This window comes from Asanoa iriomotensis, assembly GCF_016862515.1.
Lineage (GTDB): Bacteria > Actinomycetota > Actinomycetes > Mycobacteriales > Micromonosporaceae > Asanoa > Asanoa iriomotensis.
On sequence record NZ_BONC01000058.1, the window covers coordinates 24,989 to 51,343 of the forward strand.

Annotated in this window: 24 protein-coding genes and 2 pseudogenes; 7 read left to right on the top strand and 19 right to left on the bottom strand. The window is 72.7% G+C overall.

The features are described 5' to 3' along the window. Nucleotides 1-220: 220 nt before the first annotated feature. The 6 genes and pseudogenes from Air01nite_RS30730 to Air01nite_RS30755 all read right to left on the bottom strand — a co-directional run bounded on the left by Air01nite_RS30730 (nt 221) and on the right by Air01nite_RS30755 (nt 5,861). A complete protein-coding gene (locus Air01nite_RS30730; protein WP_203706838.1) occupies nt 221-901 on the bottom strand; it encodes a dienelactone hydrolase family protein in 681 nt (226 codons plus the stop codon). Nucleotides 902-1,027: 126 nt separating this feature from the next. Continuing rightward, nucleotides 1,028-1,708 (bottom strand): maleylpyruvate isomerase N-terminal domain-containing protein, encoded by a 681-nt coding sequence (locus Air01nite_RS30735; protein WP_203706839.1) that lies wholly within the window; start codon nt 1,706-1,708, stop codon nt 1,028-1,030. A gap of 252 nt (nt 1,709-1,960) precedes the next feature. Next, nucleotides 1,961-2,907 (bottom strand): annotated as a pseudogene (locus Air01nite_RS42005) (pyridoxal-phosphate dependent enzyme). Further along, on the bottom strand, nt 2,904-4,583 hold the full coding sequence (locus tag Air01nite_RS30745) for a peptidase M16 family protein (protein ID WP_239091075.1): 1,680 nt from the start codon (nt 4,581-4,583) through the stop codon (nt 2,904-2,906). Before Air01nite_RS30745 ends, Air01nite_RS42005 begins: the two are co-directional and overlap by 4 nt. Continuing rightward, entirely contained in the window at nt 4,580-5,041 is a 462-nt protein-coding gene (locus Air01nite_RS41360; protein WP_239091076.1) for a hypothetical protein, read from the bottom strand. The genes Air01nite_RS30745 and Air01nite_RS41360 overlap by 4 nt, the downstream gene beginning before the upstream one ends. Nucleotides 5,042-5,096: 55 nt before the next feature. Further along, on the bottom strand, nt 5,097-5,861 hold the full coding sequence (locus tag Air01nite_RS30755) for a dienelactone hydrolase family protein (protein WP_239091077.1): 765 nt from the start codon (nt 5,859-5,861) through the stop codon (nt 5,097-5,099). Between the two features lie 42 nt (nt 5,862-5,903). Between Air01nite_RS30755 and Air01nite_RS30760 the strand changes: the two genes are divergently transcribed. Next, the gene (locus Air01nite_RS30760) at nt 5,904-7,118 is read left to right on the top strand and encodes an RNA polymerase sigma factor (protein WP_203706860.1); all 1,215 of its coding nucleotides are present in this window, start codon (nt 5,904-5,906) and stop codon (nt 7,116-7,118) included. Here Air01nite_RS30760 and Air01nite_RS30765 read toward each other — a convergent pair. Next, nucleotides 7,103-7,384 (bottom strand): DUF2087 domain-containing protein, encoded by a 282-nt coding sequence (locus tag Air01nite_RS30765; protein WP_203706841.1) that lies wholly within the window; start codon nt 7,382-7,384, stop codon nt 7,103-7,105. The genes Air01nite_RS30760 and Air01nite_RS30765 overlap by 16 nt on opposite strands. 35 nt (nt 7,385-7,419) lie before the next feature. After that, complete coding sequence (locus Air01nite_RS30770; protein ID WP_203706842.1) at nt 7,420-8,166, bottom strand: TetR/AcrR family transcriptional regulator; 747 nt, start codon at nt 8,164-8,166, stop codon at nt 7,420-7,422. Between the two features lie 80 nt (nt 8,167-8,246). Between Air01nite_RS30770 and Air01nite_RS30775 the strand changes: the two genes are divergently transcribed. The 5 genes from Air01nite_RS30775 (at nt 8,247) to Air01nite_RS30795 (ending at nt 12,317) form a co-directional block, all read left to right on the top strand. Further along, nucleotides 8,247-9,197 (top strand): ATP-binding cassette domain-containing protein, encoded by a 951-nt coding sequence (locus Air01nite_RS30775; RefSeq protein ID WP_203706843.1) that lies wholly within the window; start codon nt 8,247-8,249, stop codon nt 9,195-9,197. A 5-nt stretch (nt 9,198-9,202) separates the two neighbouring features. Beyond that, a complete protein-coding gene (locus tag Air01nite_RS30780) occupies nt 9,203-9,994 on the top strand; it encodes an ABC transporter permease (RefSeq protein WP_203706861.1) in 792 nt (263 codons plus the stop codon). A gap of 81 nt (nt 9,995-10,075) precedes the next feature. Continuing rightward, nucleotides 10,076-10,537, top strand: coding sequence for a VOC family protein (locus tag Air01nite_RS30785; RefSeq protein ID WP_203706844.1), 462 nt, complete (start codon nt 10,076-10,078; stop codon nt 10,535-10,537). 92 nt (nt 10,538-10,629) lie between these two features. After that, the gene (locus Air01nite_RS30790) at nt 10,630-11,724 is read left to right on the top strand and encodes a hypothetical protein (protein WP_203706845.1); all 1,095 of its coding nucleotides are present in this window, start codon (nt 10,630-10,632) and stop codon (nt 11,722-11,724) included. Between the two features lie 251 nt (nt 11,725-11,975). Continuing rightward, nucleotides 11,976-12,317: an RNA polymerase-binding protein RbpA gene (locus tag Air01nite_RS30795; protein WP_089243573.1), complete on the top strand. Its 342-nt coding sequence runs from the start codon at nt 11,976-11,978 to the stop codon at nt 12,315-12,317. 227 nt (nt 12,318-12,544) lie between these two features. On the opposite strand, the pseudogene Air01nite_RS30800 reads toward Air01nite_RS30795, so the two are convergent. The 9 genes and pseudogenes from Air01nite_RS30800 to kdd form a co-directional block, all read right to left on the bottom strand. Further along, nucleotides 12,545-13,048: pseudogene (locus Air01nite_RS30800) on the bottom strand (FxsA family protein); the annotation flags it as partial. Between the two features lie 45 nt (nt 13,049-13,093). Continuing rightward, nucleotides 13,094-13,891 (bottom strand): polyprenol monophosphomannose synthase, encoded by a 798-nt coding sequence (locus tag Air01nite_RS30805; RefSeq protein WP_239091080.1) that lies wholly within the window; start codon nt 13,889-13,891, stop codon nt 13,094-13,096. Continuing rightward, entirely contained in the window at nt 13,888-15,534 is a 1,647-nt protein-coding gene (gene lnt / locus Air01nite_RS30810) for an apolipoprotein N-acyltransferase (RefSeq protein WP_203706847.1), read from the bottom strand. Before lnt ends, Air01nite_RS30805 begins: the two co-directional genes overlap by 4 nt. Before the next feature lie 541 nt (nt 15,535-16,075). Next, nucleotides 16,076-17,443: a glutamate mutase L gene (locus Air01nite_RS30815; protein WP_203706848.1), complete on the bottom strand. Its 1,368-nt coding sequence runs from the start codon at nt 17,441-17,443 to the stop codon at nt 16,076-16,078. Then, complete coding sequence (gene kal / locus Air01nite_RS30820; protein ID WP_203706849.1) at nt 17,440-17,814, bottom strand: 3-aminobutyryl-CoA ammonia lyase; 375 nt, start codon at nt 17,812-17,814, stop codon at nt 17,440-17,442. Before kal ends, Air01nite_RS30815 begins: the two co-directional genes overlap by 4 nt. Beyond that, nucleotides 17,811-18,542 carry a lysine 5,6-aminomutase subunit beta gene (kamE, locus tag Air01nite_RS30825; RefSeq protein ID WP_203706850.1) on the bottom strand — a complete coding sequence of 244 codons (732 nt, stop codon included), beginning with the start codon at nt 18,540-18,542 and terminating at the stop codon, nt 17,811-17,813. Before kamE ends, kal begins: the two co-directional genes overlap by 4 nt. Continuing rightward, a complete protein-coding gene (gene kamD / locus Air01nite_RS30830) occupies nt 18,539-20,098 on the bottom strand; it encodes a lysine 5,6-aminomutase subunit alpha (RefSeq protein WP_203706851.1) in 1,560 nt (519 codons plus the stop codon). The genes kamE and kamD overlap by 4 nt, the downstream gene beginning before the upstream one ends. Before the next feature lie 8 nt (nt 20,099-20,106). Then, nucleotides 20,107-21,663, bottom strand: coding sequence for an amidohydrolase (locus Air01nite_RS30835; protein WP_203706852.1), 1,557 nt, complete (start codon nt 21,661-21,663; stop codon nt 20,107-20,109). A gap of 5 nt (nt 21,664-21,668) precedes the next feature. Then, on the bottom strand, nt 21,669-22,694 hold the full coding sequence (gene kdd, locus Air01nite_RS30840) for an L-erythro-3,5-diaminohexanoate dehydrogenase (RefSeq protein WP_203706853.1): 1,026 nt from the start codon (nt 22,692-22,694) through the stop codon (nt 21,669-21,671). Between the two features lie 129 nt (nt 22,695-22,823). Between kdd and Air01nite_RS30845 the strand changes: the two genes are divergently transcribed. After that, the gene (locus Air01nite_RS30845) at nt 22,824-24,200 is read left to right on the top strand and encodes a KamA family radical SAM protein (protein WP_203706854.1); all 1,377 of its coding nucleotides are present in this window, start codon (nt 22,824-22,826) and stop codon (nt 24,198-24,200) included. Between the two features lie 54 nt (nt 24,201-24,254). Here Air01nite_RS30845 and Air01nite_RS30850 read toward each other — a convergent pair whose 3' ends face one another. Both Air01nite_RS30850 and Air01nite_RS30855 read right to left on the bottom strand, forming a co-directional pair. Beyond that, complete coding sequence (locus Air01nite_RS30850) at nt 24,255-24,446, bottom strand: CsbD family protein (protein ID WP_203706855.1); 192 nt, start codon at nt 24,444-24,446, stop codon at nt 24,255-24,257. A 66-nt stretch (nt 24,447-24,512) separates the two neighbouring features. Continuing rightward, entirely contained in the window at nt 24,513-24,959 is a 447-nt protein-coding gene (locus Air01nite_RS30855) for an SRPBCC family protein (protein ID WP_203706856.1), read from the bottom strand. Nucleotides 24,960-26,355: the final 1,396 nt, after the last annotated feature.

Consider the following 26,355-nt stretch of genomic DNA (forward strand, 5'->3'; position numbering starts at 1 on the left):
TGCGCGTCGAATGATCCGGTGCGGTAGGCCTGCGCGACGCGCCGCCGGGTTACCTGATCCCGCACACCCGATCAGGCGGCTGGGTCGTCCTGATCCGGTGAGGTTCACCCGATCATGGCCGGGCCCGGTTGCTCGGCGCCTGCCGCGAGTCGGTGATCAGGCGATCGTGGCCCTGAGGGTCGCCGAGGCGAACGCTCCTCGGCGACCCTCAGGGGCATCGCTAAGGGTGGCGTAGGTGCCGGGCGAGGAATCGTTCGGCGCTGTCGTGTTCCCACGGTGGTAGCTCGGCGTGGCGGCCCGGGTTCGCGTGCAAGGTCTTCTCGGTCGAGGAGAACGCGTCGTAGACCGCGAGCCCGGCCGCTCGTGGGACGAGTTCGTCGTCCCATTGCAGCAGGAAACGGACCGGGATCGTCACCTTGGCCGCTGCCGCGGCCAGGGCTTCGGTGCCGACCAGGCCGAGCACCGCGGCGGTGATGCGCGGCTCGGCCGCGGCCAGCGGGATGCCCAGGGCGCTGCCGAGGGAGACACCCCAGTAGCCGACCGGGCCGTGGCCGGGGTGAGCGTCGAGGACCGCCTGCCACTCCGGGACCGCGCGGGTGGCGAGCGCCGCGTTGTAGTCGGCTACGAGCGGGCCGAGCGGCTCTGTCCGGGCGCGGATGGCCGCCACGAAGCGTTCGTCTTCGGGGTCGCGGGGGCGGTCGCCGTGCCCAGGTGCGTCGATGGCGATGGCGGTGAAGCCGAGGTTGGTGACGACGCGCTGCGCGCGGGCGACGACGCTCGGGGCCAGCTTGTGCTGGCCACCGCCGTGGCCGAGGAGCACTAGAGGGGCGTCGTCTCCGCCGGCGCACCAGCGGACGCCAGGAACGTCGCCGACGCGGAAGTGTTGTGCGGTGATGTGCATCGAGGTGCCTTTCGGGAGTGCCGTGGGCGCTCCCGGGTCACCTCAGACCCTGTGCGAGGAGAGCACCCGACCTGTCACAGCGTTGATGGGTCTCACCTCCTCCAGTCGTCACGTACCTGGTGAAACCTACCAGGCCGGGCTCAGCGCCAGCCGCCGAATTTCGTGCCGCTTCAGCACCTCGCGCGCGTGGGGTGGCAGCGGGGCGCGGCCGGTCGCCACGCGGACCAAGGTCACCTGGTCCCAGCCGAGCTCGTCCAGCGCCGCGCCGGCGGTGGGCAGCAGCAGGTCGGTCAGGACCGCCGCGGCCGGCGGGGTCAGCCAGGCCGGCAGGTCCAGCGCCGCCGCCAGGTCCAGGCCGTGTACCCCGACCTCGACCACCCGCGTCACGAGGAACTCGGTCAGCAGCATCGCGTCGCCGTGCCGGGTACGGACGATCCGCCCCTCGGGCGCGGCCGCGCACCGCGCGACCACGGACCGCCAGGTGCGCTCGAACTCGGCGGCCAGCGCGGCGCCGGACCCGGCCAGAGCCGCGCGCTCCTGGCCACCCTCGACGCGGGCACGGTCTACCACGGGCGCGAACCGCTCGTCCGGGCGGTAGTAGCCGACCGCGTCCACGTCGGCTGCCGCCGGTGCCACGCCGTCGAGCATCCCCGGCACCCGGGCGATCGTGGTGACCACGTGGCCGACCAGCCCGGCGACGTCCCACGGCGGGCACGCCGTCGCCCGTGACCAGTCCGAAGAAGACAGACCACCCAGCACCTCGCCGAGCCGGGCCGCCTCAGCGCAGAAGGCGTCAAGCACGCTCATCCCAACACCTTCCGCAACCAGGCCGTAGAGACGCCGCCACCGGGCGGGTCCAACGAAGACAACCCGCCCACCACCCGATCGAGCGGGGCCGCCTCGGCGGCGAAAGCGTCGAGCACGCTCATCCCAGCACCCGCAAAACCCGCCGTGGAGATGCCGCCGCCGGGCGAGGCCGGCCGCCTCGGCGGCTAAAGCGTCGAGCACGCTCATCCGAGGGACCTCGGCAAAAACGCGCCGTCGAGATGTCGGGGGTGGTCAGGCCAGCACCTGCGCGAACCGGGCTGTGTCGATGTTGCCGCCCGAGAGGATCACGCCGACGTTTCCGTTGAACTGGCCTGTTAGGACCGCCGCGAGGCCCGTTGCGCCGCTTGGTTCCAGCACCAGTTTGAGACGGTCGAAGGCGAAGCGCATCGCGGCGCGGATTTCGTCGTCTGTGACCAGGACGATCTCGTCGACCAGGCGGCGGTTGATCGAGAATGTCAGTTCGCCTGGGATGTCGGCGGCCTGGCCGTCCGCGATCGTTCGTGGCACCGGGATGCGCACCCGCTGCCCGGCGGCCAGCGATCGTCGGGTGTCGTCGCCGTCGGTCGGCTCGACGCCGACCACTCGTACACCCGGATGCAGGCCCTTCGCCGCCGTCGCGGTGCCGGCGATCAGGCCGCCGCCGCCGACCGGCGCCACCACCACGTCCAGCGGTCCCACCGTCTCGAACAGCTCCAGCGCCGCCGTTCCCTGGCCGGCGATCACGTCCGGATGCTCGTACGGCGGAATCAGCGCCAGACCCCGCGACGCCGCGAGTGCCTCACCCAGCGCGACCCGGTCCCGGTGTAGCGGTCGTAGGTCTGGATCTCCGCGCCGTAACCGGCCACCGCCGCCCGTTTCGACGACGGGGTGTCCTCCGGCATCAGGATCACCGCGGTGCTGCCCAACTCCCGCGCCGCGAGGGCGACGGCCTGGGCGTGGTTGCCGGACGAGTAGGCCGCGATCCCCCGCCGCAACTGCTCGGGCGACAGCCGGGACACCGCGTTGTACGCGCCCCGGAACTTGAACGCGCCGATTCGCTGCAGGTTCTCGCACTTGAGGTGCACCCGCGCGCCGGCGTGGGCGTCGAGGGTGCGGGAGCGGATGACGGGCGTGCGGTGCGCGACGCCGGCGATCCGGTCGGCGGCGGCGCGGACGTCCGCGAGGGTCGGGGCGGTCACGCGGACGATTCTCCCCGCCGCGCCGACCAGGCCCGCAGGAAGGACCGCCCGAACCAGCCGGCGATCAGCCAGCCGCCGATCAGGCCGATGACGCGGGCGTCGGCGAAACCGACGATCATGCCGATCGTGTACGTAAGCGCGGCGCCACCCACCACGGCGGTGAGCAGCCCGAGCGCGGCCAGCCGCAGCCAACCCGGCCCCAGCCGTCGCCGGGACAGCCACCGTCGGGCCGCCGCAACGGAACCCGGCGCGGGCGAGGCAGAGGGCTGGCCCGGCATCCGCACCACCACCTCCGGCGGCACCCGCCGGTCGATCGCCTCGACGTTCAGGGCCGCGTAGACAGCGGGGTCGGCGACCACGACCATGCCGTCGTGGCCGATCAGCACCCGCCGCCCGTCGGGGTGGGCGAGCATGACCGTGCACTCCGCGTACCGCACGGTGGCGGCCTCGTCGTCGGTGCCGACCACGCTGACGCCGTCGTCGCCGACGTGGAGGTGGGGCCCGTCGCCGCTGGTCCGGGCGTGGTCGCGGCCGCGGATCCTGGTCTCGGAGGTGGTCGGCGCGGGCGCGTAGCCGGCCCAGGCCGCCCCGCGCGGCGGCGCCATCAGCAGGGCCGCCTTGTGTGCCTCCTGGGCGACCGCGTGTGCCGCCTCGGCGGTGACCTCCCCCAGCGCCGCCACCTCGGTGTCGACGTCGCCGAGCGGACGGCCGGTGAGCAGCCGGAACGACTGGGTCGGCAGCAGGCCCGCGGCCGCGTCGACACCGCCGGCGTCGCGGACGGCGCCGGACACCGCGACGGCCAGGTCCGCCGGCTGGGCCGGTGCGGCGCGCAGCGCGGCCAGGACGTCGATCACGCCGCCGAGGACGGCGTCCTGCTTCTCGTCGAGCGCGTCCACGTACGCGGCGATCACCGCGTTGCCGTCGCCGCGTTCGGCGTACTCGACCGCCGTGGTGTACGACAGGCCGGTGTCGAGGCGCAGCGCCTTGTAGAGCCGCCGCTGCAGCAGGTGGGCGTAGACGATCGCGGCCGCCGACTCCGGCACGACGGTGTCGGTCGCGGTCGAGGGTCCGCCGGCGAAAAACGCGGGAGTGGCGGGCAGCGCCGAGGTGGGTGCGGGCACCGGCTGCCGGTGGCCGCTGGGCAGGTCGAGCCGCAAGCCGGCGGGCACGCCGTCGCCGGCGACCCACAGCACGGCGTTCTCGCGGGTGAAGTGGGCGGCCACCCAGGCGAGCAGGTCGTCGGCGGTCAGCGCGTGCAGCCCCCACTCGGGATAGCTGACCAGGCCGTAGCCGCGGGAGCCGTACCGCCACAGCGGCAGGTCCCTGGTCGGCCCGGACCCTCGGCCGTGCTCCTCGGTGCGCAGCACGTCGCGTTCCATCGCCAGGCGGCCGGTGTCCAGGGCGGCCAGCGACCCGCAGAGGCGGGTGAAGAAGTCGACGAGGTCGTCGGGCTCACCCTGCGCGTAGAAGGTGGTGGTGGTCAGGCCGGTGTTGCCGTTGTGGTGGTACGCGCTGCCGCCGATCGGGTGCAGCGCGAGGTGCTCGACGAGGTGGGTGATGCCGCGCCGCGCCAGGGTCTCGTCGGCCTGCCCGACCCGGAACACGAGCCCGGCGCGGGGCGGCCCGACGGTGGGCGCGACCAGCGTCGGCACGCCGTCGACCTCGGTGCGGGTCACCACGGCAGGAACCGGCGAGGGCCGGCGGCACGGGCCCGGAACTCCCGAAACCGGGCTTCAGGGTCGCCGCTGAACATGGACCACGGCGCGTGTGCGCCGTCGGACAGCCGGCTGGTCGCCTCGGTGGCGAACGCGTGCATGTCCTCGAGCGACCAGCCCCACTTCGCGCACAGTTGCTGCAGCAGTTGGCGCTGGCCGGGGAGATGGTGGGGGTCGAGGGCGGCGAGGCGGTCGTACCGGCGGCGCGCTTCGGCCTGGCCCATCTCGAGACCGCGTGCGGTGGTCAGCCGGGCCGTCCAGTCCGCGTTGTCGCCGACCATGTCGATCATCGTTGTCCGGGTGTGGCCGTCCAGGCCGGCGATGACCTTCGATGCGGCCGGCCAGTCGCGGGCTGCGAGCGCCTGCCGGACCGCCGCGACGTCGGGGTCGGCGGCGGTCGGGTCGAGGGACAGCTGCATGCCGCGGATCGTAAATGATCTTCACGTGTACGGGTGCCCCGGCCGGACAAGGCGGCTATTTGAGCAGTTCCACCGCCCGCGCGACGGCCGCGTGGATGGCCTGCCGGGACTGGTCGGTGTCGTCGAGGACGTCGAAGGCGTGCTGCCCGTCGGGCAGGTCGATGATCTCCACCGATGACGCGGCGGCGACGAACTGCTCGACGAAGCCGGCCAGAAGCGGCCGTTCCCGCCCGACGCGGGTGAGCACGATCGGCGGTGCGGCGGCACCGGCCTCGGCGACCGCGTCGATCGGCGCGAACCGCGGATCCAGGTGCAGCCGGTCCGCGACCGGCAGGTGCGGGGCGGGCGTGGCGAGCAGCGGGTAGCTCAGCAGGATCGCCCGCAGCCAACCCGGCCGCTCGCGCAGCCAGTCGGCGGCGAGCAGCCCTCCCCCGGAGAAGACCCAGTAGGCCACCCGCGTGCCGTCGACCGAGGGATGGGCGCGCAGCAAAGCGCTGGCGGAGGCGACGTCGGCGGCGGACGTGACGGCGTCGACGGTGGGACCGTCGGGCCCGTCGACGACCCGCAGACGGTGGTCGACGACCCCGACCGCGAGACCGGCGGCGTGCAGCAGGGCCGCGTATCCGATGTGGACCGGCCAGCCGCGCGGGGTGACACCGAGGTCGTCGGGGATCGGCCCGCCGTGCACGAGCAGCACGAGCGGGTGCGGGCCGGGGCCGTCGGGCAGGTACAGGTCGAGGTTGGGGGCGACCTGGACGGGCGGCGCCGGGTCGGGGTGGTCGGCGACGAACGGGCGCAGGAACCGCGGTGTCTCGTTCACGCCCGGCAGTCTGCTCGCACGCCGGCCGCCGCGCGAGCGAGAATCGGTCGGGTGAGCGACCTGGAACCGCTGCTGCGCGACCTCGCGCCGCAGGTCCTGGCCGCGTTGGTGCGCCACTACGGCGACTTCGACGCGGCCGAGGACGCGGTGCAGGAGGCGCTGCTGGCCGCGGCGACCCAGTGGCCGGCCGAGGGAGTGCCCGACAACCCGCGCGGCTGGTTGATCACGGTGGCGTCCCGAGCGCGGATCGCGGCCTGGCGCAAGGACACCGCCCGGGAGCGGCGGGAACAGACCGCGGCGCGCCTCTCAGCCCCGGCGGCCGAGGAGGGACCGGCGCGCGACGACACCCTGACCCTGCTCCTGCTCTGCTGCCATCCCGCGCTGACACCGGCCTCGCAGGTCGCGCTGACGCTGCGGGCGGTCGGTGGGCTGACCACGGCCGAGATCGCGCGGGCGCTGCTGGTGCCGGAGGCGACGGTCGCGCAGCGGATCAGCCGTGCGAAGCAGAAGATCAGAGCGGCCGGGGCGCGGTTCACGCTGCCGCCGCCGGAGGAGCTGCCGGTGCGGCTGGCCGCCGTACTCCACGTGCTGTATCTGATCTTCAACGAGGGCTACACGGCCAGTTCCGGGCAGCGGCTGCATCGGGTCGAGCTGACGGCGGAGGCGATCCGGCTGGCGCGGCAGCTGCAACCGCGGCTGCCCGGCGAGGGCGAGGTGGCGGGGCTGCTCGCGTTGATGCTGCTCACCGACGCCCGCCGCCCGGCCCGCACCCGCGCCGACGGTGCGCTGGTGCCGTTGGCGGAGCAGGACCGTACGCGCTGGGACCGGGCCGCGATCGCCGAAGGCGTCGACCTGGTCAGTGCGGCGTTGACGACGACGGCGGTCGGCCCCTACCAGCTGCAGGCGGCGATCGCCGCGGTGCACGACGAGGCGCCGACCGCCGCGGACACCGACTGGCCGCAGATCCTCGGCCTGTACGACGCCCTGGACCGGGTCGCGCCGGGGCCGATGGTGACGCTCAACCGGGTGGTGGCGGTCGCGATGGTGCACGGCGCGCCGGCGGGCCTGGACGCCCTCGCGGCGGCCGACGAGGCGCTGGCGGGGCATCACCGGGTGGCGGCGGTGCGGGCGCACCTGCTGGAGATGGCCGGCGACGCGGCCGGGGCGCGGGCCGCCTACGAGCAGGCCGCCCGGCAGACGCTCAGCGAGCCCGAGCGGGCCTATCTGGTGGCGCGGGCGGCTCAGGTCTCGACGTAGCCGCCGGTGCGCCAGTAGAGGCCGTCCTCCCGGGCCATCAGGCCGGTGTCGATCAGGTAGCGGCGCAGGGACACCCAGTCGCGCTCGTAGAAGGCGCGCAGGGCGGCGTCGACCTCTTTCTCGGCGAACTTCACGCCGGGCTCGAAGACCGTGACGATGTGCTCGAGCACCACCTGGCGCTTGGCGGCGCGCGCGGGGATCGAGGTGAGCCGGCCGTCGCGGAGGAACGCGCCGAGGATGCGTTCGCGGCGCTGGTCGAGGTCCATCGGGCCACCGTATCCGCGGGCGGTCGCCACCGGCATCAGGGTTTCGACGCGATGAACGCCGCGATGCCGTCCAGCAGCCGCTGCAGGCCGAACTCGAAGGCGTGGTCGGCGTCGATCAGCCCGTACGTCTCGCCGGCCGCGGCACCGACCCGGGCGGCCAGGGGGTAGCGCTCGGGGTCGAACACCTTCTCCAGGAGCGGCGCCTGCACCGCCCACCAGGCCTCGTCGGTCATGCCGCTGCGGTCGGGCGCCTGTGCCGCCTCGACGGCCGCCTGCCCGGCGCCGGTGACGTACGCGAGCACGGAGGTCAGCGCGGTGTCGATCTCGACGTCGGACAGGCCGGTGCCGTCGAGGGCGCGCAGTTCGTAGTCGTACTTGGCGATCAGGTTGGGCCCCATCGGCGGGCGGGCGGTGCCGACCTGGAGCAGCCACGGGTGGCTCCGGTAGAGGGCCAGGTTGGACCGGGCGACGTGGGCGAGCCGGGCCCGCCAGTCGTCGGGCATCTCGGCCCGGTCGGTCTCGCCGAGCACCTGGTCGATCATCAGGTCGACGAGCTCGCCCTTGCCGGGCACGTACGTGTAGAGCGACATCGCGCCGACGCCGAGCCGTTCGGCGACGCGGCGCATGGACAGCGCGGCGATCCCGTCGCCGTCGGCGATCTCGACCGCCGTCGCGACGATCCTGTCGACGGACAGGCCGCTGCGGCCCTCCTTGTCGGCGGCGCGCCAGAGCAGCGCCATGCTGCGCGCCGGGTCGCCTGTTCCGCTGTGTTCGACCGCCATGGTTGGCACCTCGTTCCGTACGGTGTACCGTACGCCGTACGGAGTGTTCCGTACAGCGTACCGATCATAAGGGGTGACCCATGGAAGCGGTGACGGCGCATGCCCTGCACCGCCGGTTCGGTCAGGTCTCGGCGCTCGCGGGCGTCGACCTGACCGTGCCGGCCGGCTCGGTGCACGGCCTGCTCGGCCCGAACGGCGCGGGCAAGACCACGCTGGTCCGGATCCTGACCACGCTGCTGCGCCCGACCTCGGGCACGGCGACGGTGGCGGGTTTCGACGTGCGTCGCGACCCCGATCGGGTACGCGCGAGCATCGGCCTAGTCGGCCAGCACGCGGCGGTCGACGAGATCCTGTCGGGCCGGCAGAACCTGGAGATGTTCGGCCGGCTGCACCACCTGGGCGGGGCGACGGCCCGGCGGCTCGCGGTGGAACTGCTGGAGCGGTTCGGCCTGGCCGACACCGGGTCGCGCGCGGTCAGCACGTACTCCGGTGGGATGCGTCGCCGGCTCGACCTGGCCGCGAGCCTGATCACCGCGCCGCCGGTGCTGTTCCTCGACGAGCCGACCACGGGACTGGACCCGCGCAGCCGCGGCGAGGTCTGGGACGCGGTCCGCACGCTGGTCGCGGGCGGCACGACGGTGCTGCTGACGACGCAGTACCTGGAGGAGGTCGACCGGCTCGCCGACCACGTCACGGTGATCGACCACGGCACGGTGATCGCGTCGGGCACGCCGTCGGCGCTCAAGTCGCGCCTGGGTGGCGACCGCATCGACCTGGTCGTCTCGTCCGGCGACGACCTGCCGGCCGCCGCGGCGCTGCTGGCGTCGCTGACGGGCAACACCCCGGACGTCGACGAGGACAACCGCCGCGTGGGCGTCGCGGTCACGGACCGGATGGCGGCGTTGACGGCGACGGTGCGGGGGCTCGCGGACGCCGGCATCGGCGTCGAGGACGTGACGTTGCGCCGGCCGACCCTCGACGAGGTCTTCCTGCACCTGACCACCGACGACACGAAGCTGGTGACCGCGTGAACCGACTGCGTTGGGCGCTCGCCGACGGCGCGACCCTGACCCGCCGCGACCTGGACCACTGGGCCCGCCAGCCGGCACAGGTGGTGGTCGGCCTGCTGTTCCCGGTGATGATCGTGCTGATGTTCGGCTACCTGCTCGGTGGCGGCATGACGGTGCCGGGCGCCGCCGGCGGGTCCGCGTACCGCGAGTTCCTGATTCCGGGCACGCTGGCGCTGACGATGGTGTTCGGCCTGGAGGGCACGTTCCAGGCGATCAAGACCGACGTCGCCAAGGGGGTCACGGACCGGTTCCGTTCGATGCCGATGGCGTCGTCGGCGGTGGTGGTCGGCCGCAGCGTCGCGGACCTGCTCAACGCGGTGGTCTCGCTCGCGGTGCTGGTGCTGTGCGGCCTGGCGATCGGCTGGCGCTGGCATTCGGGCCTGGGAGCCGCGCTGGCCGCGTTCGGCCTGTTGCTGCTGCTGCGCTTCGCGATGCTCTGGATCGGGATCTACCTCGGCCTGGTCGTCCGCGGCGAGGGCGCGCTGGTCGCGGTCCAGATCCTGGTGTGGCCGCTGGGCTTCCTGTCGAACACGTTCGCGGCGCCGTCGTCGATGCCGGGTTGGCTGGGCGCGATCGCGGAGTGGAACCCGCTGTCGTCGACGGTGAGCGCGGCCCGGGAGCTGTTCGGCAACCCGGGCTGGGGCGGCGACTCGTGGGTGGCCCAGCACGCGATCCTGATGGCGGTCGTGTGGCCGCTGCTGCTGGTCGCGATCTTCTTCCCGCTCTCGGTGCACCGCTACCGCAACCTGGACCGCTGAAAGCTCGGCGAAAAGCTGTCGATCCGGGGGCTCCTCGTTCGACGCGTGGGGACAGGAACCATCACGAGGCAGGAGCACGCGATGCAGAAGATCACCCCGTACCTCTGGTTCGACGGCCAGGCCGAGCAGGCCGCCGACCACTACGTCTCCATCTTCAAGGACGCGCGGGTCGTCGACGTGGCACGGATGGGCCCCGACGGCCCGGCGATCACCGTCACGTTCGAGATCGGCGGGCAGCGGTTCGTCGCGCTCAACGGCGGCCCGCAGTTCACCTTCACCGAAGCGGTCTCGCTCTACGTCAGTTGCGCCGACCAGGACGAGGTCGACGAGCTGTGGGAGCGGCTGTCCGAGGGCGGCGAGAAGGGCCGGTGCGGCTGGCTCAAGGACCGCTACGGCGTGTCGTGGCAGGTCATCCCGGACGCGCTCGGCGAGCTGATGAGCGACCCCGACCCCCGCAAGGCCGCCCGGGTGGGTGAGGCGATGATGACCATGAGCAAGATCGACATTCAGGCCCTGCGGGACGCGTACGACCGAACCGAGTGATCGGGCCGGACCGCGCCGCGGGCACGAGGGGTGCTCGCGGCGCGGCGCGGCGGGTCGGTGTTCGGGCTGTTCGTCGGTAGCGTGCGTTCACCGTGGACACCGTTGACGTCGAGACCCGGCCCTGCGCCCACTGCGGCCGTCCCGTGCCGCAGAACGTCGGGGCCGGGCGGCCTTTCCGGTACTGCCGTGACAACGACGGTGAGTGCCAGAAGGCGTCCCGCAACGCGCGGATGCGGCAGCGGGGCGCGCCCGGGCTGACCGGCCAGATCGCCCGGACCTGGGAGGTCGTCGACCGGCTCGACCAGGTCGTGGAGACGCTCTCCGACGCCCTGCACGCCGAGCTGTCCCCCGCCGGCGTCGAGCGGCAGGTCGCCCAGGTGCGGGCCGAGGCCGCTGCGGCCGTCGCGGCCGCGCAGACCGAGCGCGACGACGCCCGCCGGGCCGCCGAGGGGGCCGCCGCCGACGCGCACGCCGCCCGGCAGGAGCGCGACAGCGCGCGCCGCGAGGCCGCCGCCGCCAACGACGTCGCCGAGGCCGCGGGCCGGGCCGCCGCCGACGCCGCCGGGCGGGCCCGGGACGCCGAGCGGCTCCGCGACACCGCACAGCAGGCGGCGTCGGCCGCGGCCGCGCTGCGGGCCCAGGCCGAGGTCGACCGGGACGCCGCCCGGCGCGACGTGCGGGCGCTGCGCGGCGAGCTCGACGCGACCGGGCGCCAGGTCGCGGACCTGACCCGGGAACGCGACACCGCGTTCACCGACGCCCGCCGCGCCACCGACTCCGCCGCCGCCGCGGTCGATCAGGCGGCCCGTTTCAGGGCCGAAGCCGCCTCCGCTCTTGACGCGGCGTCGGCCGCCAACAGCGCCGCGGACCAGGCCCGCCGGGCCGCCGACGAGGCCCGCGCCGCGGCGGGCACGGCGCAGCGGGACCTGGCCGCCGAACGTGACCGGGCGCAGCACCGTGAGCAGGCTCTCGCCGCCGAGCTGCGGCAGGCCCGCGCGGCGGCGGAGGGAGCACTGGCCAGGCTCGCCGACGCGGCCGGTGAACGCGACGCCGCCCGCGACCGCGTCGCCCAGCTCGCGGGTCAGGTCGGCGACCTCGCGGCCGCGCTGGCCGCCTTGGGGACGAGGACAGCCCCGGTTGGTACCGGCGGGTCCACAGCTCCCGCACAGGTCGGGCCCGCCCGGTGACCTAGATCGCATCGGCTGAACGGCCGCTTAGGCGGGGTCAAAATTCACATACTGGACACCTGGTCGTAAAACACCAGCAGGCGGCTCCGGCAGAACCGCTCATGAACGGGCGTCTGCCGCTACGCTCTGACCGTTTACGACGACGTACCTTTGTAAGGAGCGGGACGCGCGTGAGTGCCGGGGAATCCCCCGGCTGCTCCCGTCGTTGTTCCGTGTGGAGAAAAGCAAGACGACCGAGGGGAAAGCCGATCATGGGCGAGCGCATGCTGCGCGGCAGCCGGCTAGGCGCAGTCAGCTACGAATCCGACCGCAACACCGAGCTCGCCCCACGCCAGACCCGCGAGTACCTGTGCGCGAAGGGGCACCAGTTCGAGGTGCCGTTCGCCGTCGACGCCGAGGTTCCGATGACCTGGGAGTGCAAGTTCGACGGCAGCGTGGCTCGGCTCGTGGACGGCAGCGAGCCCGAGCAGAAGAAGGTCAAGCCCCCGCGTACGCACTGGGACATGCTCCTGGAGCGGCGGTCGATCGCCGAGCTCGAGGACATCCTGGCCGAGCGGCTGGAAGAGGTCCGGGCCCGGCGCGGCGGCAAGTAGGCCGCAGGCAGCGAAAAGCCCCCGCGAACAGCGGGGGCTTTTTCATGCAGTGCTCAGCGGCGCGGGCCGGGCTCGACGATCTCGCCTTCGACGACCTCGCCCTCGATCACCGGCGGCGGACCACCACCGTGGTCGCCGTCACGCGGCGGCGTCGTCGCGTGGATCCGCGGACCCTGCTCGGCCGGCCCGGTCACGGTCGGACCCGTGCCCGCGGGCCCGGACGGCCCCGGACCACCGGTCGGTCCCGTCGGCGGACGGGCCGACCCGCCGCCACCGCCGCCGTCGGGCGGACGCGGGGCGCCGCGCCGGACCCGCACGCGCCGGGGCCCGAAGAGGTCGCCGGCCGCGGCCGACGAGATCCGCCGCTCGGTCGCCCGCCGCGCGACGAGGCGGGCGATCTGCCGACCGGGCGGCAGCGCCAGCAGGATTCCCAGCACGGCGCTGACCAGGCCGGGGATGGCCAGCAGGAGCCCGGCACCGAGCCCGACGAGCCCGTCGGTGACCTGGTTGCCGGGTGGCTGCCCGGCGTCGGCGGCGGCCCGGAAGCCGCGCCACGCCCGCATCCCCTCGCGGCGCAGCAGCAACACGCCGGCCGCGGACGCGGCCAGCACCAGCAGCACCGTGAAACCGAAGCCGATCAGGTGTGCGACCAGGATGAACACGGCGATCTCGACCGCTGCGGTGAGCAGGATCGCCAGCGGCATCCAGCGGACCAGTCCTTGACGTCGCATCAATCCAGCATGACACGTGGTCGCACGGGCGGCGTCAGGGTCGCGTCAGGGTTTGCCACCCGTATCGCGCCGGCCGAACAACGCGTCCCGCCGCGAACGCAGGCCCCACACGGTGACCCGCATCAGCGCCTCGCGCACGATCGACGAGCTCATCTTGCTCGCGCCCCGCTCACGCTCGGCGAACGTGATCGGCACCTCGACGATCTTGAATCCGTTCTTGTGCGTACGCCAGGTCAGCTCGACCTGGAACGAGTAGCCCTGCGACGCCACCGACTCGAAGTCGATCTTCTCCAGGACGGGGATCTTGTAGACGCGGTAGCCGCCGGTCGCGTCGCCGTGCGGCATGCCCAGCGCCAGCTTCACGTACGTGTTGCCGATCCGGGAGATCGCGAACCGGTGCCAGGGCCAGTTGACGACCTTGCCGCCGGGCGTCCACCGCGACCCGATGACGGCGTCGGCGGACCGGGCGGCGTCCAGCAGGTGCGGCAGCTGCTCGGGCGCGTGGGAGCCGTCGGCGTCCATCTCGACGACGGCGTCGTAGCCGTGGTCGATCGCCCACCGGAAGCCCTGCACGTAGGCGGCGCCGAGGCCCGCCTTGCCGGGCCGGTGCAGCACGTGGACGTGGCTGTCGTTCTCGGCGAGCCGGTCGGCGATCTCGCCGGTGCCGTCGGGGCTGTTGTCGTCGGCGACAAGGATGTCGGCGGACGGGACGGCCCGGCGGATCCGGTCGGTGATGACCTCGATGTTGTCGGCCTCGTTGTAGGTGGGCACCACGACGAGCACCCGCCCGACACCGGGGTAGCCCTCCGTCACGTCGCCAACCGGCGTGTTGCCCTCGCTCACCGTGCCTCCGCGGTCGATGTCGTCGGTGCTCCTGCTGCCGATGGTGCGGCGTCCACGGAGCCCTGGGGGCTTCCGGGCCGCCGGCGCCGGATCACGGCCGCGGCGACCAGGGCGGCCACCGCGAACCCGGACAGCACCATCTCGGGCCAATAGCCCAACTGCGTAGCAAGCGTACGCGTTGCGCGCGGCGTCATCTCGGTGAGCAGCACACCTGGGGTGTTGAAGCCCGTCTCCTGGTGGACCGACCCGTCGGGATCGACGAACGCGGACACACCGACGGTAGACGCCATCAGCGCGTCCCGCCCGTGTTCGACGGCCCGCAGCCGGACCATCGCGAGCTGCTGGCGGGCCTCGGACTCGTCGAATGTCGCGTTGTTGGTCTGGACGGCGAGGATACCGGCGCCGCCGGTCACGGTCTCGCGGACGATGCCGTCGTAGGCGACCTCGAAGCAGATCACGTCGCCGATCGTGGCCGCTCCCATGTCGAGCACGCCGGGCGTGTCGCCGGCGACGAAGTCGGACCGGACCCGGTCGACCTGCTTGCTGACCATGCGGGCGACCTTGCGCAGCGGGATGTACTCGGCGAACGGCACCGGGTGCTGCTTGATGTACATGCGGGACTCGTCGGGGCCCTGGCCGGGCAGCCAGACGACGCCGGCGTTGCGGACCTGGTTCTCGCCGGGGCCGCGCAGCACCGCGCCGATCAGGATCGGCGCCTTGATCGAGTCGGCGGCGCGGGAGATCGCGGCGGCCGCCTGCGGGTCGAGGAACGGGTCGACGTCGCTGGAGTTCTCGGGCCAGATCACGATGTCGGGCTGCTGCGCCTGCCCGGCGGTGACGCGGCCGGCCAGCTCGACGGTGCCGGTCACGTGGTTCTCCAGCACGGCACGGCGCTGTGCGTTGAAGTCGAGGCCGAGGCGGGGCACGTTGCCCTGGATGACGGCGACGCGCACGGGCTGCTGCCCGTCGCCGCCGCCGACCGGGACGAGCAGCCCGACGGCGGCCAGCGCGACCGCGCCGGCGGCCAGCAGCATGGTCGGTGCGCCCCAGCGGCGCCACGCCGCGGTGACGAGCAGGCCACCGACGACGGCGACCACGAAGGTGACCAGTGGGGCGCCGCCGACGGCGGCGAACCGCAGCGCCGGCGAGTCACCCTGGCTGAACGCGAGCCGCCCCCAGGGGAAGCCGCCGAACGGGAGCCGGTCGCGGGCGGCTTCCTGGCCGACCCAGAGGACGCCGGTCAGCAGCGGCCACGTCCAGCGGTGCCGGTCCACCAGCGGGCTCGCGTACGCGGCCGCGGCGCCCAGCAGGGCGATGAACAGGGACTCGGCGACGAACAGCAGCACCCACGGCAGGGAGCCGGTGTGCAGGTTGGTCCACTCGAGCAGCGGGCCGAAGAAGACGAGCCCGGCGACCAGGCCCAGCACGGCGCCGGTGCGGGCGCGGCGGCGGTGGACGGCGGCGGCCAGCAGGGCCACCGAGACCGGGGCGAGCCACCACAGGTCGTAGCGCGGGAACGCGAGGAGCTGGGTGAGGCCGGCGGCGACGGCCATCGGCACCGCGACCCGGGCGGGCAGCGGCCGCGGCGCGGGCTGCGCCGGCACGGCGGGCACAGCGGGCACGGCCTCGGTCATGGTCACCATCGCACTCCCATTCCGGGAAGGGTACGGCAGCGCCGGCCCAAGATCGCGAGGAGTGCCGGGACGGAAATCGGGGCGTGACCGTGAGGTCACGCCCCGATGCTCCCAGGCCCATCCCCGGCCGGTGTGGCAAGGCCGTCCGCGTGACCTTCGTTCCGACCGGACGACGGTTGGCTACCCCCGCCGGGCCGTTGTCTACTGGCCGCGCCTACCCCCTTGCCCGTACACCGGAATCGGCGACCCCTCATTCGTGGCGGCCCGGTGCGCCGCCCCGCGCCGGCCGTCCCCACACCCGCTGGACCTGGCCGCCGCAGCGGCCGGATGGTCGCGGACCACCGGCCCCGCTCGGCCAGCGGGTGAAGGGAATGAGCGAACGACGGATCGCTTCCCGTGTAGGACTCAACGACGGTACGCGGCGGACCCCTAGGCGTGTCAACCGTTGTAGCGCCTCGGATCGTGCGGCCCGGCGTGTCGCGTCGGCGTGTTCGCGACCGTGTGCGATCGGCGCGCACGGATGCCCGATCATGCACCCGGCATCTGCCGTTCAGCCGCCGTACAAGTGGCGTTCCAGCAAGGCCCGTGCAGCCGAAAGGTGTTCCCCGGCAAGCAATCCGGCGGCGGCGAGCACGTAGGACACGTCGACCACCGGCTGCGCGGCCCGCGGCACCGGCCACCCGCCGGCGTGGTCGGTGAGCACCGCGTCGAGGACCTCCTTGGCCTCACCGGCGGCGGCGTGCCGCAGCACCCCGCCGGAGCCCACCAGAAGCCGCACGTCGCGCAGATCCCGGGCCACCCTGCCCGCAGGACCCCGGGCGTGCCGCCGGACCGCCACCGTGGCCGCCAGGGCCGCGATCCGCCGGTCCAGCGCCCGCTCGACATCGCTGCCGGGCACGAACCCCGGGGTAGCGGCGCGCCTGGCGGCCGCGGCCTCGAGCTCCGCCACGGCGCCGAGCTGCGCCCCGGCGTTAGGAACGGACCGTTCCTCTGCGGAAAGCGTTAACAACGGACCGTTGCTTAACATCCGCTCGGCCTCGGCCGCGCGGATGACGTCGGGGGCGGTCCAGCGCATGCCCAGGTCGCCCTCGACCGTGCGGGCCCGCCACAGGGTGCCGGCGACGTCGTCGGCGTGGCCGTCGGGGGTCAGCACCGAGTAGACGTCGGTGGTGGCGCCGCCGACGTCGACGACCAGCAGGTCACCGCCGGTGTGGTCCGCGAGCGTCTCGACACCGGTCAGCACCGCGTCGGGCGTCGCGGCCCGGACCAGCGACGGGAACCGCCGCCCCTTCGACAGCCGCTTCCCGCCGATCACGTGGGACAGGAACACGTCGCGGATCGCCGCCCGCGCCGGCCCCGGCTCCAGGACCCCGATGCGGGGCAGCACGTTCGCGGTCGCGGTGACCGGCACCCCGGCCCCGGCCAGCAGCGCGGTCAGCGAGTCGCGGGCGTCGGCGTTGCCGGCCAGCACCACCGGCACCCGCCACCGGGCCCGGGCCAGCCGCGCCGCGTTGTGGGCCAGCACGGCCGCGTCGCCGCCGTCGGTGCCGCCGACCAGCAGCACCACGTCGGGCCGGGCCGCCCGCAGCTCCGCCAGCGACCCCAAGGGTCCCGCGGACACGTGCACGACCCGGGCGCCCGCGGACAGGCCCACCCGGTGCCCGGCCTGCGCGGTCACCAACTCCTCGTAGCCGACCACGGCCAGCCGCAGCCCACCACCGGCCGACGAGCACACGTACCAGCGGTCGGCCGGGACCGACCGGCCGGTCGCGGCCGCCGCGGCGTCCAGGCCGTGCAGGACGTCGGTCGACACGGTGGTCGGGTGGTCGGCCGCCGCGACGACCGCACCGCCGTCGAGGTCGACGACCACCACCTTCGTGTACGTCGACCCGACGTCGGCGCACAGCGCCAGGTTCACGGCTTCGGCGGGACGACCACCGTGCCGGTCGCGGTCGTCGCCACGATCGGGGGGTCGAGCACCTCCGCCGCCGACTCCGAGTGGTGCGGCTTGGCCCGGCAGACGACCCGGGCCTCGAACTCGATCCGCCGGCTGCGGTTGCCGACCTCGACCACGGTCGCCGAAATCTCGATCACGTCGCCGGCCCGCACCGGCGCCCGGAACTGGATGTCCTGGTAGGAGGCGAACAGCCCCTCGTCGCCGTCCATCCGGATGCAGACCTCGGTGGCCACGTCGCCGAAGAGCCCCAGCACGTACGCCCCGTCGACGAGGTTGCCGCCGTAGTGCGCGTGCGAGTACGGCACGTACCGCCGGTGCGTCACGGTGATCATGCGGTCACCAGCGCGTGCACGAGATAGGACGCCACCTCGCCCGGTGTCGTACCCCGCCCGAAGATCCGGTCCACGCCCAGCTCACCCGCCATCGTCTCGTCGAACCTCGGCCCGCCCACCACGAGCAGGGGCCGCTTGTCGGCCGGCAGCGCCTCCCGGAACGCCGCCGACATCTCCCGGGTGTTGTGCAGGTGCGCGTCCCGCTGCGTGACGACCTGCGACACCAGCACGGCGTCGGCCCGCTCGCGCTGCGCCGCCGCGACCAGCTCCGGCACCGTCACCTGGGCACCCAGGTTGGTCACCTTCAACTCCCGGTAGTACTCGAGGCCTTTCTCGCCCGCGATGCCCTTCACGTTGAGGATCGCGTCGATGCCGACCGTGTGCGCGTCGGTGCCGATGCAGGCGCCGACCACCGACAGCTTGCGCCGCAGCCCACGCTTGACCGCGGCGTTGACCTCCTTGGCCGACAGCAGCGGGAAGTCCCGCTCCACGACCTCGACCTTGGACACGTCGACGAGGTGGTTGACGCGCCCGTACACGACGAAGAACGTGAACCCGTCACCCATCTGCTTGGCGTGCACGAGCATCGCCGGTTCCATGCCCATCTTCGCCGCGAGCTGCAGCGCCGCGCCCTCGGCCCGCTTGTCGTGCGGGATCGGCAGCGTGAACGACAGCTGCACCATCCCGTCACCGGTGGTGTCACCGTAGGGCCGCACGATGTCGCTCACGACGCCTCCAGCAGCGCGGTCGCCGGGTTGAAGTAGTCGTCCGCGTGCTTCGCCACCCCGGCCAGGCCCTTGCCGCGGTCCGCGGGCCGCTTCATGATCCCGAACGTGCCGTCCGCGATCGCCTTCAGCAGCGTGTCGCCCTCGATCTTCTCCAGCAGGGTGACCGCTTCGGCGAGCACGCGGTTGGCGCGCTGCTGGATGAACCCGCCCGGTGCCGGCACGAAGTCCTCGTGCAGCCCGCCGGCCGCGCCCAGCACGTACCGGACGTTCTGCAGGGCGATGTCACGGTCCGACAGCCACGGCGTGACCACGGCCTCGGTCATCATCCCGACCAGCAGGATCCCCTGCCCGGTCATCGTCCCGGCCAGGTTGAAGAAGCCGTCGAGGAGGTTGCCGCGGAACACGTCGCCGGTCATGTGCTTCGTCGGCGGCATCCACTTCAACGGCGCGTCCGGGAACAGCTCCCGGGCCAGCAGCGCGTGCGCGAGCTCCAGCCGGAACGACTCCGGCACGTCCGGGTTGATCTCGAACGCGTGCCCGAGACCCAACTGCCAGTCGGCGAGGCCCGCCTCGTGGGCGAAGAACTCGTTGAGCAGCTGCGACACCGTCACCGTGTGCGCCTCGTCGACCGCGTCGGCGGTCGTCAGGTAGTTGTCCTCACCGGTGTTGATGATGATCCCGGCCCGGGCGTGGACCTGCCGCGAGAACCGCTGGTCGACGAACGTGCGGATCGGGTTGATGTCGCGGAACAGGATCCCGTACATCGAGTCGTTGAGCATCATGTCGAGCCGCTCGAGCCCGGCCAGGGTCGCCATCTCCGGCATGCACAGCCCGGACGCGTAGTTCGTCAGCCGGACATACCGCTTGAGCTCCCGCGACGACTCGTCGAGGGCCGCCCGCATCAGGCGGAAGTTCTCCTGCGTCGCGTACGTGCCGGCGAAACCCTCCCGGGTCGGACCCTCCGGCACGTAGTCCAGCAGCGACTGCCCCGTCGACCGGATCACCGCGATCACGTCCGCGCCGGCCCGGGCCGCCGCCTGCGCCTGCGGGATGTCCTCGTAGATGTCACCGGTCGCCACGATCAGGTAGATCCACGGCCGCTGCTCCGGGTCACCGAACCGCTTGACCAGCCGGTCCCGCTCGGCCCGCCGCCGGTCGATCGTCCTGATGCCCGCGGTGGTCGCCCGCGTCGCCAGCTTGCGCGCCGCCGTCGCCTCCTTGCCACGGGGCGCGCCGAACCGCACGCTGCCCGCCGCCGCCTTCTGCGCCAGCAACGTCAGGTCCGCCGGCGTCAGCCCCTCCTGCTGCAGGGCCGCGAAGACCGGCAGCGCCACACCGTGCTCGAGCCCCACCTCGTCGACGACCGCGTCCACCAGCCGGTTGACCCACGGAATGCCGTCCGGGTCCGCACCGCTCACCCCGGCCAGCCGCAGCACCGCCCGCTCCACCGACACCGTCGTGTGGCTGCGGGCCAGGTCGACGACCGGCTGCCCCGCCCGGCGAGCCAGCTCCCGGGCCCGGGCAACGAGCGCCGGATCGAGATCCAGCTTCGCCATCCGCTCACTCACTCCTCGAAAATCGTCACTCCGCGCACGACGGTGCGCAGGCACCGCGGCAGCGGCGTCGGGTCGTCCGGCCCCCGCTCCTCGGGGTTGGGGGACACCAGGTTCGGCATCCCGCCGGTGACCCCGGCCGGGGTCTGCCACACCGCGAACGTGGCCGGCGCGCCCTTGGCCAGCACGCCCTCACCGTCCCGGTGGATCGACCGCCACGCACCCTTCGTGTGCGCCGCGAACGCCGACCGGACCGCCATCCGGTGCGCCGGGTTGAAATGCGACACCGCGGCCCGCACCGAACCCCACGGGTCCAGCGGCGTCACCGGCGAGTCCGAACCGAACGCCAGGGTCACACCGACGCCGTGCATCGCACCCATCGGGTTCGACTCCATCGACCGGGCCACGCCCAGGCGCTGCGCGTACATCTGCCGCGGTCCGCCCCACAGCCGGTCGAAGGCCGGCTGCATGCTCGCCGTCAGGTTCAGCTCGACGAACGCCGCGATCATCGCCTTGTCGACGAGCTCCGCGTGCTCGACCCGGTGCCGGGCCTGCCGGACCACGTCGAGGCCCAGCAGCTTCGCCGCGCCCGCGAAGCCCTCCAGCACGTCGTGCAGGGCCGCGTCACCGATCGCGTGGAACCCGCCCTGCGTGCCGTGCTCGTGACAGTCGACGATGTGGTCGCGGGCCTGCTCCGCCGACACGTACGAGAAACCGCACCCGCCGCCGCCGAGGAACGGCTCTCGCAGGTACGCCGTCCGCGAACCCAACGCACCGTCGGCGTACAGGTCGCCGCCCGCACCGACCGCGCCCAGCTCCTTGGCCTTCGCGGCGGCCATCAGCTCACCCCACCAGCCGTACACCTCCGGCAGGCCGTGCTCCGGGCCCGCCAGGGCCAGCAGGCCGGTGAAGTCCGCCTCGTTCGAGGTGCCCGGGCCGCCGCACTCGTGCAGGGCGCCGATGCCGAGCCGGGCGGCATGCCTCAACGCGGTCCGCTGCGCCCGCTCCCGCTGCGCCGTCGACAGGGAGCCGAGCGCGACCTCGCGTACCGCGTGATGGGCTTCCTCCCGCACCCACCCCGTCTCCGCGAAGCCGGGCTCGCCCGCGGCACGGGGCGCGGCGGCCAGCAGCGCGCTCGACGCCAGCGCGCTGTGCACCGACGCCTGGGTCAGGTAGACGCGACGGCCGCCGGCGACCCGGGCCAGGTCCTGCGCCGTCGGCGGGGTCTGGTCAGGCCACTTCGACTCGTCCCAGCCGTGGCCCATCACGATCGCGTCGGCCGGCTGCGTGGTCGCGTAGAGCGCCACCGCGTCGAGCAGCTCACCCGCGGACGCGGCCGCGCTCAGGTCCAGGCCACCGAGCACCAGCCCGGTGTCGGTGGCGTGCACGTGCGCGTCCACGAACGCCGGCGTGACCAGGGCACCGCCCAGGTCGACGGTGACGTCCGCGGCCGGCGCGTCAGCGGTCGGGCCCAGCCAGGCGATCCGCCCGTCCTGGACCAACAACGCGGTCGCCTGGGGTTCGGCCGGCGCGTAGAGGGCGCCGCCCGCGTAGAGCGTCGATTCCATGGGGTTCAGTCTGCCCGCAAGCGCTGCTCGAAGAGGCTCCGAACGGCCGGCTCCGCGCGCAGCAGGCCGAGCGCGAACTCCGCGTGCCCGGGCACGTAACCGTTGCCGACCAGCATCGTCACGTCCGCCGCGAGGCCCTCCGCGCCCAACGCCGCCGCGGCGAAGCTCGTCGCCATCGAGAAGAAGATCACGGTGCCGCCGTCGTCGGTGGCCAGGATCGCGCCGTGCTCACAGCCCGGCACGTCGACACAGACCACCGTGACGTCCGCCGGCTTGCCCAGCGCGCGGGTCACCGCCTCGGCCAGCGACACCGGGTCGCGGGCGTCCGCGATGGCCACCGCGTCGGCCAAGCCGGCCCGGCTGAGGCGGTCGGCCTCGTGCGTGCTCGGCACGATGCCGACCGTGCGACGCGCGCCGGCGCGCCGGGCGGCCGCGAGCGCGAGCGAACCGCTCTTGCCCGCACCGCCGAGCACCGCCACCGTGTCGCCGGCTTGGACCACCCTGCTCGTGAGCGCCGGCGCGCCGCATACGTCGAGCACCGCGAGAGCGAGCTCGGCGGGAAGGTCTTCGGGCAGCTTCGCCACGATCGAACGGGCGAACAGGATCGCGTGGCCCTCGGCCGGCACCTGCTCGCTGCCGCCGTCCCAGGCTTTGAGGCCGTCGGTGATCCGCAACGGCGTCAACGTCAGCGACACGAGCGTGGCCACCCGGTCACCGGGCGTGAGACCCAGCGGGGAACGGACGCCGACCGCCTCGACGACACCGATCAGCATGCCGCCCGAACCCGTCACGGGGTTGTGCATCTTGCCACGCTGTTCGACGATCCCGAGCACCTCGGCGCGCACCGCGTCACCGTCGCCGGCGTGCTTCTCCCGCAACTGTCGGTAGCTGGCGGCGTCGAGATTGAGCCTTTCCACCCGAATCCGCACCTCATTCGGCCCGATTTCGGGACGATTGTCCACACGCCACGCTGCCTGCGGCAGGACGCCCGCCGGCTCGACGACGCGGTGCAGACCGACGGGTGAGGTCACGGAGGCTCCTTGATCAAATCGGGCGAGGCAGGAAAACTTACGGCAGAATAGTTTGTGGACGAAAGATTTTCCAGTAGCCTTCGCTCGCTGCGGTACACCCCCCGCCGGCAGGACAGAGGAGGAAGCCACGTGACCGTCGACCTCGGCTCGCGGACCCCTGACGCGATATCGACCGGCCAGCCGTACGAATACCAGCGGCGCCCCCTCGTCGAACCCGACTGGACCCGCTTCCCCGGCTGGCGGCACGTCACCCGCGACCAATGGGAATCCGCACAATGGCAGCGGGTCAACTGCGTCAAGAACGTCAAGCAGCTCCAGGCCGTCCTCGGTGACCTCGTCGGCGAGACCTTCTACAAGGACCTCATCGAGGACCAGAAGGCACTCGCCACCATGTCGATGCTGGTGACGCCGCAGATGCTCAACACCATGATGCCGACCGGCCCGATGAGCACCGAGGCGTTCTACCTCGACCCGGTCCGCCGCTACATGATCCCCGTGGCATCCGACCGCCGCACCGACTGGCCGTCACACCCCTACGCCTCCCGGGACTCGCTGCACGAGCACGACATGTGGGTCGCCGAAGGGCTCACCCACCGCTACCCGACCAAGGTCCTCGCCGAGCTCCTGTCGACCTGCCCCCAGTACTGCGGCCACTGCACCCGCATGGACCTCGTCGGCAACTCCACGCCGGCCGTCGACAAGCTCAAGCTGACCCTCAAGCCGGTCGACCGCTACGCGGCCCACATCGACTACCTCAAGGCGCATCCTGGCGTACGCGACGTCGTGGTCTCCGGCGGTGACGTCGCCAACGTGCCGTGGCGCAACCTCGAGTCGTACCTCATGAGCTTGTTGTCCATCGAGACCGTCCGCGACATCCGCCTCGCGACCAAGGCGCTCATGGGGCTGCCGCAGCACTGGCTCCAGCCCGACGTCGTCGAGGGCTTGGAGCGGGTCGCCCGCACCGCCGCCCGGCGCGGCGTCAACCTGGCGATCCACACGCACGTCAACCACGCACAGTCGCTGACGCCGCTGGTCGCCCGGGCCGCACAGACCGCGCTGGAGGTCGGCGTCCGCGACGTGCGCAACCAGGGCGTGCTCATGCGCGGCGTCAACGCCACCACCGCCGACCTGCTCGACCTCTGCTTCGCGCTGCAGGGCGAGGCCGGGATCCTGCCGTACTACTTCTACATGTGCGACATGATCCCCAACGCCGAGCACTGGCGGGTCCCGGTCTGGCAGGCACACCAACTCCAGCACGACATGATGGGCTACCTCCCCGGCTACGCGACGCCGCGGATCGTCTGCGACGTGCCGTTCGTGGGGAAGCGGTGGGTGCACATGCTCACCGAGTACGACCGCGAGCGCGGGATCTCGTACTGGACCAAGAACTACCGCACCTCGATCGAGTCCGCGGACGGCGAGGCGCTCACGAAGCGGTTCCCGTACTACGACCCGATCGACACCCTGCCCAAGTCCGGCCAGGACTGGTGGGCCGCACAGGCGTAAGCACACGAAAAGGGGGGCCCGCGACGCTGCGGGCCCCCCTTTTCTGCATGTCGCCTACTTGAAGGCGTCCTTGATGTCGCGGCCGGCGTCCTTGACGTGCTCACCGGCCTGCTTGGTCCGGGCCTGCGTCTGGTCCGCCTGACCCTCGGCCTGCAGCCGCTCGTCGTCGGTGGCGTCGCCGTACTTCTCCTTGGTGCCGCCCTTGATTTCCTCGATCTTGTTGCGCACCTTGTCGGTGAAGCTCATCGTCACTCCCGGGTTTTGTTTCCCTCGGACAACGAATAGGTTCCCGACCCGGCGGGCGCGCAAACCCTAGCGCTGCGCCTGCACCGCCTCGACGAGCTTGGGCAGGAAGAACTCCCACCCCTCGCGGTGACTACGGGCCTCGTCGCGGTCGATCCGGCTTGCGTGGTCGTACTCGCCCTGCGCCAGCTGCAATACGGCACCGGGCTCGACGGTGATGTCGACCCGACGGCCGGGCAGCTCAGGCTCGTGGTCCCAGGACCAGGTGAACGCGAACGTGCCGGCCGCGGGGTCGAGCGCGGTGATGGTGCCGCGCATGGTCTGGTCGAGCCGATCGAAGTAGGCGACGTAGCGCCCACCGACCTCTTCCTCAACGGTGAGCTGCGCGCCACCCCACCACCGCCGCACGGCAGCGGGATCCACGAAGGCGTTGACCACCTCGGCCGGCGACGCACCGGGCACATCGAGGGTGATCCGCAACCAGGGATCCGCCTGGCTGGGCATCGAAACGCGCATGGCCGTGCCTCTCCCCCGTCGGTGCCGTCCTCCTGAGTCTGTCAGCCGCCGCACACTCCGTAGAGCATCCTAGGATGAATGGTCGCCGTCACCACCGCTGGCGCGTCCTAGGACGAAGCCGGCAGGCGGCGGATCGAGGCCGCCTCGCGGCTGCTGCCGGCCGCACCGCTGTTCGTGTGCGCCAGGTCCGGTCGACACGCCGTGCGCGCACACGATCATCGACGTCCGGCCGGGAACGGCGCGTGAGGCCCCGAGACGACCTCGCTCGTACCACGGGCGGACCACCTCGACGATCTATTCCATGAGATCGTCGAGGAGCCGAGCCGGCAGAAGTCCGAGCCGGTGCTTCACCCACGACCTGTCCCTGGCCAGCGCGTTGACCAGGGAGCTCTTGCCGCGCTCGGCTCCGAGGTGCCGGTAGGCCAAGAACACGGTGCTGTCACGAGCTGTGCTGAAGCGTCCACGAATCGGGATGGTCCACCCTTTGGACGCGTGGTGCCGGGTGTGCCCGATCTAGGACGGCGGATCCGGGATTTCGATCCGCGATCCACCAGCTCCGCCGCCCCGGATCGGGAACGGAGCCTCCCCATTGTTCGCCGCCGGCGGGTCGTCAAGATCGACAGAGTCGGTCCTCGGACCGGACGAGTACAGCCCGACACCCGTGGGACGCGGACCTCGGCGGTGCGCCACCGTCGCGGGGCCACGATCCTGGACCATGATCATGTGTGGCCCATCTAGAAGATCGAGGGTCGCACCGATGATCGTGTGCACCAGATCCGGTCGACACACCGTGCGGTCGCACGACCAGCCACACATGATCACGCCCCGGGCGTCCAACCGCCCCAACCAGCCGCACAGGATCACGCCCCGGGCGTCCAACCGCCCCGACCAGCCGCACAGGATCACGTTCTGGGATCACGGACCGCGGGCATCGTCGCTGTGGGCGGGTCGCTCAAGATCGACAGAGCCCGTCTTCCGGGCTGGACGAGCATGAGCCTGACACCCGTGGGACCGCGGAGCTAGGCGGTGCGCCACCGTCGCCGGCCGCGACCCGACAATGATCATGTGTGGCCCATTCGGAAGCTCAGGGGCCGCACGGCTGATCGTGTGCACCAGGTCCGGTCGACACACCGCGTGGGCACACGACCAGTCACACAGGATCGCGCGCGGACGTGCCGGCGTCCTCTGTCGCCCGCATCCGATCACGAACCGGCCCTTGCGAGTCGCCCCTGGCAACACTACGAGTCCGTTGCCGGCAGTCTGTTCGCGGCGGCTGGGATTCATAGTTGATCGCTAGTGTCCGGCCCCACCGCAAAGCCGGCCCCTTGAGGGGCGGGTCCCGTTGTCGGCGTGGGCCGAAAACCAGGATCTCCGGGCGGTGACAAGGTGGAGCGCC